This window comes from Asaia sp. Ae19-3 (assembly GCF_059801175.1).
Genome location: NZ_JBCHWF010000001.1, coordinates 3,088,472 through 3,099,828 on the forward strand (window position 1 = coordinate 3,088,472; position 11,357 = coordinate 3,099,828).

The 11,357-nt window shown below is 61.1% G+C and carries 10 protein-coding genes; 6 read left to right on the forward strand and 4 right to left on the reverse strand.

Features of this window, described 5'->3' with window-relative positions:
• The first annotated feature begins 64 nt into the window (after positions 1 to 64).
• Positions 65 to 295: a (2Fe-2S)-binding protein gene (locus tag AAID99_RS13650; RefSeq protein WP_188426723.1), complete on the forward strand. Its 231-nt coding sequence runs from the start codon at positions 65 to 67 to the stop codon at positions 293 to 295.
• A 119-nt stretch (positions 296 to 414) separates the two neighbouring features.
• On the opposite strand, the gene bfr is transcribed toward AAID99_RS13650, so the two are convergent.
• Both bfr and AAID99_RS13660 read right to left on the reverse strand, forming a co-directional pair.
• A complete protein-coding gene (bfr, locus tag AAID99_RS13655; protein WP_025885276.1) occupies positions 415 to 906 on the reverse strand; it encodes a bacterioferritin in 492 nt (163 codons plus the stop codon).
• 327 nt (positions 907 to 1,233) lie between these two features.
• The gene (locus tag AAID99_RS13660) at positions 1,234 to 3,081 is read right to left on the reverse strand and encodes a DEAD/DEAH box helicase (protein WP_188426724.1); all 1,848 of its coding nucleotides are present in this window, start codon (positions 3,079 to 3,081) and stop codon (positions 1,234 to 1,236) included.
• A gap of 255 nt (positions 3,082 to 3,336) precedes the next feature.
• Between AAID99_RS13660 and AAID99_RS13665 the strand changes: the two genes are divergently transcribed.
• A complete protein-coding gene (locus tag AAID99_RS13665; RefSeq protein ID WP_188426725.1) occupies positions 3,337 to 5,499 on the forward strand; it encodes an FUSC family protein in 2,163 nt (720 codons plus the stop codon).
• A gap of 142 nt (positions 5,500 to 5,641) precedes the next feature.
• The gene (locus AAID99_RS13670) at positions 5,642 to 6,601 is read left to right on the forward strand and encodes a sugar phosphate isomerase/epimerase family protein (RefSeq protein ID WP_188426726.1); all 960 of its coding nucleotides are present in this window, start codon (positions 5,642 to 5,644) and stop codon (positions 6,599 to 6,601) included.
• A 99-nt stretch (positions 6,602 to 6,700) separates the two neighbouring features.
• On the opposite strand, the gene AAID99_RS13675 is transcribed toward AAID99_RS13670, so the two are convergent.
• Positions 6,701 to 7,348, reverse strand: coding sequence for a class I SAM-dependent methyltransferase (locus tag AAID99_RS13675; protein ID WP_498494144.1), 648 nt, complete (start codon positions 7,346 to 7,348; stop codon positions 6,701 to 6,703).
• A 78-nt stretch (positions 7,349 to 7,426) separates the two neighbouring features.
• Positions 7,427 to 8,053 (reverse strand): hypothetical protein, encoded by a 627-nt coding sequence (locus AAID99_RS13680; RefSeq protein WP_498494145.1) that lies wholly within the window; start codon positions 8,051 to 8,053, stop codon positions 7,427 to 7,429.
• A gap of 110 nt (positions 8,054 to 8,163) precedes the next feature.
• On the opposite strand from AAID99_RS13680, the gene dapF reads away from it, so the two are divergent.
• The 3 genes from dapF to ftsY are packed head-to-tail and all read left to right on the forward strand — an operon-like array spanning position 8,164 to position 11,139.
• The gene (dapF, locus tag AAID99_RS13685; RefSeq protein WP_188426729.1) at positions 8,164 to 8,949 is read left to right on the forward strand and encodes a diaminopimelate epimerase; all 786 of its coding nucleotides are present in this window, start codon (positions 8,164 to 8,166) and stop codon (positions 8,947 to 8,949) included.
• Entirely contained in the window at positions 8,946 to 10,190 is a 1,245-nt protein-coding gene (gene mtaB, locus AAID99_RS13690) for a tRNA (N(6)-L-threonylcarbamoyladenosine(37)-C(2))-methylthiotransferase MtaB (RefSeq protein ID WP_188426730.1), read from the forward strand. Before dapF ends, mtaB begins: the two co-directional genes overlap by 4 nt.
• 1 nt (position 10,191) lies before the next feature.
• On the forward strand, positions 10,192 to 11,139 hold the full coding sequence (ftsY, locus tag AAID99_RS13695) for a signal recognition particle-docking protein FtsY (protein WP_188426731.1): 948 nt from the start codon (positions 10,192 to 10,194) through the stop codon (positions 11,137 to 11,139).
• Positions 11,140 to 11,357: the final 218 nt, after the last annotated feature.

An 11,357-nucleotide genomic window follows, 5' to 3' on the forward strand; every position in this document is an offset into this window, starting at 1 on the left:
GTTTTCAGTTGCGACTGGTTCTCAAACGCTGTTAGGGTCGGCCCGTTCTGAAGTGGAATGGCTGATGATCGTCTGTTCGTGTAACGCCCTGACCAATCATGATATCGCCGACGCCGTTCGTCGGGGCGCCTCACGGCCAAACGAGGTCTATGCATCCAAGGGCTGCAAGGCCCAGTGTGGCAATTGCGTGCCCGGTGTGGTTTGCGCGCTGCGCAGCCTCATGCGCGAGCGCAAGGAAAACGCGCATCTGTTCCAGCAGGTCGAACAGGGGGGCGCTTCCGCCGCCTTTGCCTGAGCGCGCAGCTCTGAAAAAAGACATGAAAAAACCCGGCGAGCCGCAAGGCTGCCGGGTTTTTTCGTCACTCCTTTATCGCCCTCCGAGCCATGGGCTGGGATGGTGTCGATAGAAGGGTCTTACTCTGCCGTCTGCTCGGGAGCAGGCGAGGAGTTCAGCGTGATGTAGCGCTGGATACCAACCTGCTTGATCAGATCGAACTGACGATCGATGAAGTCTTCATGCTCTTCCTCGTTGGCGAGGATGCGGATCAGCAGGTCACGCGACACATAGTCACGCACACTTTCGCAATAGGCGATGCCTTCGCGCAGATCGGCCAGAGCCTTCTCTTCGAGCTTCAGATCGCAGGCCAGAATTTCCTCGACGCTTTCGCCAATCAGGATCTGGTTCAGGCGCTGCACGTTCGGCAGGCCGCCGAGATACAGGATGCGCTCGATCAGCCAGTCGGCATGACGCATCTCTTCGATGGACTCGTCATATTCCTTCTTGCCCAGCTTGGTCACGCCCCAGTGGTTCAGGGTGCGGGCATGGAGGAAATACTGGTTGATGGCGGTCAGTTCGTTCGTCAGCTGAATGTTCAGATGCTCGACGACTTTCGGGTCTTTCAGCATGGGATGCTCCTTATCTCTGTCCTGTTGCGACGTGACGGCGCAAGTCCGCCCGTGACAGGCTGTGTGACGCTGTTCAAGCATAGAAAAAAATGCAGCGCAACATAAATAACGAAGATAATAATTCCAGTATCGAAGTTGAGAATCACTCTCTTTATTTCTACAGAGTCAATAAACGAAGTTGATTTTCAGTCGCAACAACGAAGCATATTCTGGAATATCTTTTCGCAACGAAAAACGCCCCGCAAAAGCGGGGCGTTTCAGGGGCAGTGCCCCGGTACCGGCATTTTCAGATGCGTCATCGCCTCTCGGCGACGGCGCATGGGTCAATCAGTAGCGCTTGCGCGAGGATCCTTTGCCGTTGCCGACACCGCTACTCTTGCGGAAGGCCGGACGATCGCCGCTGCGATCCCCACCGCGCTCTCCGCCACGGTCGCCCCCGCGATCTCCGCCTCTGTCGCCGCCACGATCGCCACCGCGGAAGCCGCCCTTGCCACGAGGGGCGAATCCACCCTCACGCGGGCGGCGCGGGCCGCGCGGCGGGGCAGACGGGCCGGTCGGAGCCGAAGCCGGCTCGATCTTGGCTTCGTCAGCATCGGCGCCGGCAACGCAGGAGCGGAAACGCTCGGCGCTGTCGGGCGCGATTTCGAACAGGGTATGGTCCGTATCGATATGAATCGCACCGATCTCGCTCTTGGTCACACCGCCAAGACGGCAGATCAGCGGCACCAGCCATTTCGGATCGGCACGCTCGGTGCGGCCAATCGCCAGGCTGAACCACTCACCACCCATGCGGTCGACACGGCCCGTGAATTCACGCGGTGCGCGATCGTCACGCATACCGCGTGCGGGAGCCTCGACGCTGACGGGGCGGATATTCTCGACGCTCGGCAGGCGGCTCTTGTAGAGGCGTACCAGAGCGGTTGCGAGCTGATGCGAGTCATGGGCATCGGCAAGCTGTGAAGCGAGCGCATCTTCATTGGCCTGAGACGGCGCGAAGAGCGTCTGGTCTTCCATCAGACGCTTTGCGTCCTGCTCGAGAATCGCGTCTGCCGACGGCACGCCTTCCCATTCCGCATTGCTGATCTTGGCGAAGGAGAGCAGACGCTCTGCCTTGCGGCGCTGGCTCAGCGGCACCATGATCACGCAGGTGCCCTTGCGGCCTGCACGACCCGTGCGGCCCGAACGGTGCAGCAGGGTTGCCGCCTCGCTGGGCATATTGGCGTGAATGACGAGTGACAGCGCCGGAATATCGATGCCGCGTGCCGCCACGTCGGTGGCCACGCACACACGGGCTACGCCAGAGCGCAGGGCTTCGATCGCGCGCGAACGCTCGTTCTGGCCCATTTCGCCCGAGATCGCGACCGAGGCAAACCCGCGCTCGACCAGCGCTGCCTGCACCTGCGCGACCATGGCGCGGGTGTTGCAGAACAGCATGGCCGTCGGGCTCTCGTAATAACGCAGAACGTTGACGACGCCGCGACCGATGTCATTTGGCGCTGTCAGCACGCATTTATACGTGATGTCGTCATGCTGCTTGGAGGTCGAGACGGTGTTGATCCGCTCGGCGTTCTTCTGGAAACGACGCGCCAGATTGGCGATTTCCTTGGCGATGGTCGCCGAGAAGAGCAGCGTGCGGCGCTCGACCGGTGCGGCATCGAGAAGCTGCTCCAGCTCATCGCGGAAGCCCAGATCGAGCATTTCGTCGGCTTCGTCCAGCACGACCACGCGCAGATCGGACAGGTTCAGGGCACCGCGCGACAGATGATCGCACAGGCGTCCCGGCGTGCCGACCACGATATGGGCGCCATTCGACAGGTTGCGAGCCTCGCGACGGGCATCCGTGCCGCCAATGCAGCTGACGATGCGCGCGCCAGTCTCGGCATAAAGCCACTGAAGTTCGGTCTGCACCTGCAGGGCCAGTTCGCGCGTCGGCGCAACGACCAGAGCCATCGGGCTGTTGGCGGGGGGAAGGCGCTCGCTGCCCTCGGGGATGAGGGTAGGGGCAAAGGCAAGTCCGAAAGCAACTGTCTTGCCGGATCCTGTCTGGGCGGAAACGAGCAGATCCCGTGTTTCGAGGCCCGGCTGCAGTACGGCTTCCTGCACGGCGGTCGGCGTTTCATATCCGCGTGCCGCCAGAGCGCGACTGAGAGACGGGACGGTATCGGGAAAAGGCATGCGGTTCGGACTCGATCAGGATCTTGCGAAGAGAGAACGCCGTTACAGGACTGCGCTGTGTCGAGCGTGGCTCGCGGCGTAAGGAAGGCGGTCAATAGAGAATATGCGGGCTTAAATCTAGGATTAAACGGCAGCGAGGCTGAAAACGCTTCTCTTCGAGATGTGACCCGATACTCACCCAATATATGGGAAAGCGCGCGCGATTTGAAGCGACTGCCTTCATGGCAAGTCTAAAATTCGGGTAAGACGCCGGGCATGATCGCCGATTTCCTTGCCCGTCAGAACGACGCGCTTGCGCGCCTGCGGGGTCGCTCATGGCCTTTCAAATGGCTTTACGCCCCCAGCGGGAATGCGTTCGAGTTTGCCCTGCGCAACACGATCGCCTCGCTTGTTGCTCTGGGCATCGCCTTCTGGATGGAGCTGGGCGAGCCGCAATGGGCGGCCATGACAGTCTGGATCACGGCACAGGGCTCGCGTGGCGAGAGCCTCTCCAAGGGAAGATGGCGTCTGGTCGGCACGCTGCTCGGCATGATCGGCGCTGTGGCGCTGGTTTCGGCCTTTCCGCAGGCTCCCTGGCTGTTCATCCCGGCGCTCGCTCTCTGGGCAGGTATCTGCACGGGGCTTGCGACGCTTCTGCAGAATTTTCGTGCCTATGCCTTCGTTCTGGCGGCCTATACCTGCGCCATCATCGCCACGGGTGCGCTCAGCGCCCCGGACCATGTGTTCGAAATCGCCATGGCGCGTGGCACCTATATCTTTCTGGGTGTGGTCTGCGAGATGGTGGCGGGCCTCGTCTTCTCCGCATCCCTCGCGGTCAAGGCGCGTCGCACCATGCGTGGCTGGCTGACAGAGGGTATCGGTGCCGCTTCTCTTGTGATCAGCGACGTGCTCGATGGTGCTGCGCCGCCTGAAAAAGCCATCCGCGCGGTGTTCAGTCGCACGCTCAAGCTCAATGAGCAGCTCGAATTCACGGTGGTCGAGGTGGGGCGAAGCGACCATGCGATAGCCTGCGCCTATGCCACGATCGGCATTCTCTCGAAAATCGTCTCGCGTGGCCTGGGCATGCAGGCGCGTCTTTCGACAACGCTCGTCGTTTCGGAAAAAGCCCGCTCTGCCCTGCACGAGGTGGCAGGGTTCATCAAGGAGATCGCACAGCGTCTCGATAATGCGGATAGCGTTGTCGCTCTCAGGCAGGATCTGGCGGCCCTTCAGCTACGCTATGATGCTCTCTATCGGCAGGCAGATACTACTCCTGAAGGGGGCGGCAGTTTTGCCCCTGACGACCGGATCATCCTGCATGGGTTGCGTCTCATTCTGGAAGAATACGAGACGCTTCTGATCTATTTTCAGGCCCGTCCGGCCGAGGCCACTGCGCCATCGCGTTTCAGGCTGCGCCGCGTGATGCATTTCCACGCGGCTTTTCATAATGCGATGCGTTCGGCCACGGCGATCTGTCTGGCAGGCCTGGTCTGGGAGGTGACGGCATGGCCGCAGGGGGCCTCCTTCATCTCCTTCGTCGCAGTGGTTGTCGGGCGGTTTGCCACGACCGACAACACGGTTCTGGTCAGCAACCGCTTCTTTTACGGTGCCTGCCTGGCCGCTCTGGCGTCGATCCTGCCTGTATTCTTCCTGATTCCGACCGGGTCCGGCTTCGAGGCGCTGATTGTGGCTATAGCGCCGCTGATGTTCATCGGGGGGCTTGCCGCACGCAATCCGGCAACGGCTACGGCTGCGGGCGCCTATAATACCTTTCTGCCAGCGTTGATCGGCCTCGATAATCACAGCCGCATGGATGAACTCACCTGGTTCAATTCCACGATTGCCCTGCTTCTCGGGCTTGGGGCAGGGGTGCTCGTCTTCCGCTGTATTCTGCCCTTCAATATTCATCAGGTCTGCATTCTGCTCAGGCGGCGTGCCCTGCATGGCTTGCAGCGAATCTGCGCCCCCGGGCGCCGCTTGCCAGCGGAAAACCGCTGGATCGGCCTGATCACGCAGGGCATGGAAAGGGTTATCCGCTATGCGGGCGCCAGTCTGACACCGTTCATGGAGCTCAATCTCCACGGCCTGCTTTCAGTTATGACATTGGGGCGCAATCTCCTGTTTCTGCGCCGCTTCGCCTTGCGTCCGGGCCTGCCCGCCGGTTTGTCGGCGATACTGGCCAGCTTCTTCAAGGGGCTTGGGCCGCATCTCCTGCGCAGCCCGACGATGGAAGAGGCAGCCTTTGCCGCAAGGCTCGAGACGGCCATTGCGACCCTTCGCGACAAGGCTGGTGCCGCCGATGTCGCAGAACATCCTGCTTATTCGGAAGCGCTGGGCAGCCTGATGGTCGTGCAGCACGAATGGGCAAGCAATCAGTCCTGGCTGGATGACAGACATTTCCGTCACGCCCTGCAACAGGCGCGCCTCCAGCAAGGCTGAAATGTGCTGGGCGTAACGCTATCATCACAGCCATATGATAGAAAAATAACGAATAAACGTTCCGATTCGACGTTTTCCTGAGAATATAAATTCCGGCGCTGCCCGTGAGGCAGCCGGATTTCACAGGAATGGTGACCGCGTCATGAAGATCGGATTTGTTTCTGACAGTCTCGGAACTCTCTCTTTTGACCAGATGCTCGACCAGGCAGCCGCGCTTGGGGTTGGGGGCGTTGAAATCAATGCGGGGGGCTGGTCACGGGCGCCCCATCTCGACCTGTCCCGGCTCAGGCAGAGCCCTGCCGCCCGCCGGGATTTTCTTCATGCTTTCGAAAGCCGCGGGCTTGAGGTCATTGCACTCAATGTGAACGGCAATCCGCTGCATCCCGTCGATCGCAGGCAGAGTGAAGAGCTGCATGAGACCGTCAGACTGGCTGGCGATCTGGGCATCACCAGAATCTGCACCATGTCGGGCCTCCCCGAGGGACAGGAGGGTGATCGCCTGCCCAACTGGGTGATCAGTTCCTGGCCGCCTGAGGGGCAGATCGCCAAGGAGTGGCAGTTCAGGGAGAGGCTTCTGCCGTATTGGGAGAAGCTGCTCGCCATGGCTTCGCAATGCGGCGTGACGCAGTTCGCGCTTGAGCTGCATGGGGGGCAATGGGCCTATAACGTTCCGAATTTTCTGCGTCTGCGCGAGGCGCTTGGCCCGATGATCGGCGCCAATCTCGATCCATCGCACATGTTCTGGATGGGCGCAGACCCGATCGCTGCAATCGACGGGCTTGGTGAGGCGATCTTTCATGTTCATGCGAAGGATGCCGGGTTCAACGAGGCGCGGCGCGGCGTAACTTCAAATCTCGAAAACGGACCACTGGGCCACCCTGCCGACCGGGCCTGGTCATATCTCACGCTCGGCTATGGCCATGATGCGCTCTGGTGGCGGCAATTCTGCTACCGACTGCGCATGGTTGGTTATGATGGATGGCTTTCCATCGAACACGAAGATCCACTTCTCGACCCGGTCGAGGGTTTAAGCAAATCCGTCGCTTTGCTTCGTGAGGTCATGCCCGTCGCTCTTGGCGGTTTCAATCAGGCTGAGTGCTGACCGGTTTCCGACGCGAGCGGGTGGAGATGCCACCCGCTCGGTTGATCCCGGACACAGCAGAGTAGACGGGTCAGGCGCTGCGAAAGGTCCCTTTTGCGGTCAGGCGGCCAGCTTCTTGCGGGCAATGACGGCGTGCACCGTGTCGTTCCATGCCGTCAAATCCTCAGGCGGTACGACCTCACCGGTGTCGATATCGCCAAGGCCTGCGCGATCAAGCAGAAGCGTGATCAGCCGCGTGCGGTCAGCGGCATCGAGTGCCTGCCAGAGTGCAACCGCTTTCTGCGGAATGAAATTATCGGAGAAGGTGATGATGATGGGCGCGCCGGGGCGAAGAAGGCGGTTGAGTTCCTCCAGCACGGCCAGCGGATCGGTGAGATAGGCAAAGCCGTCGCACAGGCAGATGGCATCGAGCGAGTCATCGGGAAGGTCGATCTGCGGCGTTTCGTTCAGATCCTGCTCGATACGTTGTGTCAGCGCCGTATTGCTGTCGAGAGCGGCCTTGTTCACGTCAAGACCGATCACGGATTCATGGCTGGCTTCCGGCGGAATATGGCTGAGTGCACCCGCCATGAGGTCGAGAATGAGCCCGGAGGCAGGCAGCGTGGTCTGGTAAAGCGCGGTCACGGCTGTGCGGGCACCGACATCCATCTGGCTCGAGTCGCTTCTGCCAGCGTAGAACAGACGATCGGGGTCGCTATTGGCGCGGGTAAAGGCCGCAGGATGCAGCCCCGAAGGAGTTTCAGCCATTGATGGTGTCCTGTCCGTCTCAACGAGGGGTGAGGGAGGGATGCAACCGCCTCGCCTCGTCGTCAAGTCAGGCGAGGATCAGAGCGCAGCCCCGTGCCACTCGAAAGGCCCGTTGGAAATGCCGGCAACGCGGGCATGAGTATCCGCCGGAATGGCCTGCTGACGCAGAAGCGGCAGCAGAATCTCGCTTACATTCCGGTAAGGCGCCCGGTGGCTGGGGGCGGTCAGGATGACGTCGTACAGGCCAAGCTTGCGGTAATCATTCAGGCGAAGCGCGATTTCCTGGGGTGTGCCGATCAGGGCCGAGGCGGCAATCTGCGATGGCAGTCCTTCTGCGATCAGTGTTTCTGCGTCTTCCCAGGCTTCTTCCGTGTTTTCGCTGAGAACAATATCGAGAGCGACAACGGAACGGGGCGGATGATCGGCGATCTGCGACGGAAGGCAATGTTCGTAAAGCGCCATGGTCTCGGCGACACTGCCATCGGGGCGCAGGCGCTCGATCCCGGCATCGCTCCTGCACAGAAGGTTGTGACGCGTGGCACCAAGGCGCAGCCAGTCGAGGTCAGCCTGATCGATGAGCAGGTTCGACCCGGGCGGGATCTGTGACAGGCAGGCTTCGATTTCCTCTCGACCCATACCCAGACACGACCAGATCAGACGCAGATGGCGTGAAGCGGCGGGGGTGTCATAGGGCGCAATGAACATGGATCTCGAATTCCTGCGTCTTCTCGATAGACGCATCGGCATGAAATTTTACGGGAGAAAACCGGAGGTTTCCCGTGCCGCAGAGGCGCGGACCCTCTATAACAACGGGCATGATGATCCGGTTCCATAAGATGCAGGGCCTCGGTAATGACTTCGTCATCATCGACAGGCGCCACGGGCCTTTCGAGGCAACATTACATACTATGTCGCAGATCTGTGACAGGCGCTTTGGCGTTGGCTGCGATCAGCTCGTGTTGCTCGATCCCCCCGATCTCGAGGGCGCCGATGTGAAGGTGCGGTTTTTCAATCCTGACGGGTCCGAGGCCGGCGCCTGCGGCAATGCCTCACGCTGTGTGGCAGCCCTGGTCGGTGGCGCACCGGTGCTTCAGACCCGTGCCGGTCTGCTGCCGAGTTTCGTGACGGCAGAGGGCGAGATCGGTGTCGATATGGGGCGCCCCGTGCTCGACTGGCAGAATGTGCCGCTGGCACGGGAGATGGAAACACTCGAGCTGCCTCTGCCCGGCGGCCCGGCGGCCTGTTCCATGGGCAACCCCCATGCGACGTTCTTCGACGGTGTGGAGCGCGCCGGGCGCGATGGCGCCGCCCTTGAGCGTGATCCGCTTTTTCCCGAGCGGGCCAATATCGGTTGTGTCGATATCCTGTCGCGTAATGCTATCACACTACGCGTCTGGGAACGTGGCGCCGGGCTGACCCTCGCCTGCGGGTCCGGGGCCTGTGCGGCAGTCGTCAATGGCGTGCGTCGCGGTTTGCTCGACCGGCAGTGCAAGGTGACCATGGATGGCGGCAGCCTGCATATCCATTGGCGGGAGGCAGATGATCATGTGCTGATGATCGGCCCCGCCACCCATGTTTTCGAAGGCCAGTTCCCCGTATGAGCGGTGCGGAGCTTCTGACCTTCGGCTGTCGTCTCAACCTGCATGAAAGCGAACGCATGCAGGCCCTGACCGGACATCTGGACGATGTAGTGGTGGTCAATACCTGCGCCGTCACGACAAGTGCGGAGCGCCAGGCGCGTCAGGCTATCAGACGCGCGCATCGTGAAGACCCCTCGCGTCGTATCGTCGTGACAGGCTGCGCTGCCCAGATTGCGCCGCAGAACTGGCGCAGCCTGCCGGGTGTGGCTCAGGTAATGGGCAATGCCGAAAAGCTCGATGCGGCCAGCTGGTCGGAGCACGCCCTCAAACAGGAAAGCAGGGTTGCCGATATTCTCTCGGCCCCGCCTGCGCCGGCATCGCCCGTTGCCGAGACCGGTGGCCATGTGCGGGCCCTGCTTCAGGTGCAGCAGGGCTGCGATCATCGCTGCACTTTCTGCATTATTCCCTATGGGCGCGGGGCGTCGCGCTCGGTGCCGGTTGCGGATGTTATCGCTCGTGCGCGCCAGCTCGTCGCGGCAGGACATCATGAGATCGTCCTGACAGGGGTGGATATCGCTTCGTGGGGGCGCGACCTTGATGGCACACCCGCACTGGGCACGCTTTGTCGCGCTGTGCTTGAGGCCGTACCCGATCTGCCACGCCTGCGCCTGTCCTCTCTCGATCCGGCTTCCGTCGATCGTGATCTGTGGTTCCTTCTGGCTGAAGAGCCGCGCTTTCTGCCTCATCTGCATCTGTCGCTGCAGGCAGCAAGTGACATGGTGCTCAAGCGCATGAAGCGGCGGCATTCTGTACGCGATGCGGCCGCTCTGATCGAAAAAGCCCGGGTGTTGCGCCCTGATATCGCGATCGGGGCCGATCTGATTGCCGGTTTCCCTACCGAGACCGAGGCGCAGGCGCAGGAGACGCTCGATTTCGTCACGCGTTACAAACTGCCTTACCTGCATGTCTTTCCCTATAGTGAACGCCCTGGTACGCCAGCCGCGCGCATGCCGAGCGTTCCAAACGCGCAGCGTCAGGCGCGGGCTGCGGCCCTGCGTGAGGCGGGAGAGGCCAATCGCCTTGCTTACTGGCAGGGCATGGTCGGGCGTGATCTCGATGTTCTGATGGAAGGTGCAGAGCGTGGGCACTCGGCCCATTTCGTGCCGGTGCGCCTCTCAAAAGGGCGGGCCGAACGTGGCACGCGTCTTGCGCTGAGGGCCCATACCCTTGACGAAGCCGGGCTGGTAGCAGAGATCAACTGACATGGCTGGATTTTTCTCACGTCTCAAACAGGGGCTGACGCGTTCGACGCAGAAGCTCAATGCGGCTCTTACCCATCGCTATCTCGACGAGACGGCGCTGGAGGAACTCGAAGACGAGCTGATTGCTGCCGATCTGGGCCCCGCTGTTGCAGGGCGCGTGATCGAGGAGTTTCGTAACTCGCGCTTCGGGCGCAATGTCACGACCGAGGAAATCCAGGAAGCACTGGCGACCGAAATTGCCCGCGTGCTCGAGCCCGTGGCTCAGCCTTTCGAACTCAAGACCGAACACAAGCCGCATGTCGTGCTGGTTGTGGGCGTCAATGGCGTGGGCAAGACTACGACAATCGGCAAGATGGCCAAGTGGTTCCGCGATCAGGGGCGCTCGGTCATGATGGTGGCGGGCGACACCTTCCGTGCTGCGGCTGTCGAGCAATTGCAGGTCTGGGGTGAGCGTACGGGCGCACCTGTTATCGCTGGCAAGCCGGGCGGCGATGCGGCAGGGCTTGCCTATGAGGGCATCAAGCAGGCTCGCGAGGCTGGCACAGACTTGCTTTTCGTCGATACGGCGGGACGCCTGCACAACAAGGGCGCTCTCATGGAAGAGCTCGCCAAGATCATCCGTGTGATGAAGAAATTCGACGAGACGGCACCCCATTCGGTCCTGCTGGTGCTCGATGCCACCACAGGGCAGAACGCCATGGAGCAGGTGCGTGTCTTCCGCGAACTCGTCAATGTAACAGGGCTCATTGTAACAAAGCTCGATGGCTCGGCCCGTGGTGGCATTGTGGTGGCCCTCGCTGATGCCTTCAAGCTGCCGGTGCATCTGGTTGGCGTTGGCGAGCAGGTCGAGGATCTGCGGCCGTTCTCGGCGCAGGACTATGCCCGTGGGCTGGTGGGCGGTTCAGGGGCTGATCTGACCAGTCATCTGGTCGAGGATTCGTCAGACTAACCTGCGGAAATCCGCCAGATAACCTTGCTCGTACAGAGGATTCAAAAGGCGTCAGAATCGGTTTCTGACGCCTTTGATGTATCCGGAGGTCGGGGGTGTTCCACGACCGCCGAGGCGGTCGAGAGCCCTATGAACGGCGTATTATTATTGTTACTGAAGTCAGGAATCGTGTCTTTTTCGCAACGAGAAAACGTCGCGAAAGCGGATCAATATTGATA

What these genes read in the sequence shown, in the direction of transcription:
- AAID99_RS13650 (WP_188426723.1), top strand. Translation starts at nt 65, where the DNA reads ATGATCGTCTGTTCGTGTAACGCCCTGACCAATCATGATATCGCCGAC.
- bfr (WP_025885276.1), bottom strand. Translation starts at nt 906, where the DNA reads ATGCTGAAAGACCCGAAAGTCGTCGAGCATCTGAACATTCAGCTGACG.
- AAID99_RS13660 (WP_188426724.1), bottom strand. Translation starts at nt 3,081, where the DNA reads ATGCCTTTTCCCGATACCGTCCCGTCTCTCAGTCGCGCTCTGGCGGCA.
- AAID99_RS13665 (WP_188426725.1), top strand. Translation starts at nt 3,337, where the DNA reads ATGATCGCCGATTTCCTTGCCCGTCAGAACGACGCGCTTGCGCGCCTG.
- AAID99_RS13670 (WP_188426726.1), top strand. Translation starts at nt 5,642, where the DNA reads ATGAAGATCGGATTTGTTTCTGACAGTCTCGGAACTCTCTCTTTTGAC.
- AAID99_RS13675 (WP_498494144.1), bottom strand. Translation starts at nt 7,348, where the DNA reads ATGGCTGAAACTCCTTCGGGGCTGCATCCTGCGGCCTTTACCCGCGCC.
- AAID99_RS13680 (WP_498494145.1), bottom strand. Translation starts at nt 8,053, where the DNA reads ATGTTCATTGCGCCCTATGACACCCCCGCCGCTTCACGCCATCTGCGT.
- dapF (WP_188426729.1), top strand. Translation starts at nt 8,164, where the DNA reads ATGATGATCCGGTTCCATAAGATGCAGGGCCTCGGTAATGACTTCGTC.
- mtaB (WP_188426730.1), top strand. Translation starts at nt 8,946, where the DNA reads ATGAGCGGTGCGGAGCTTCTGACCTTCGGCTGTCGTCTCAACCTGCAT.
- ftsY (WP_188426731.1), top strand. Translation starts at nt 10,192, where the DNA reads ATGGCTGGATTTTTCTCACGTCTCAAACAGGGGCTGACGCGTTCGACG.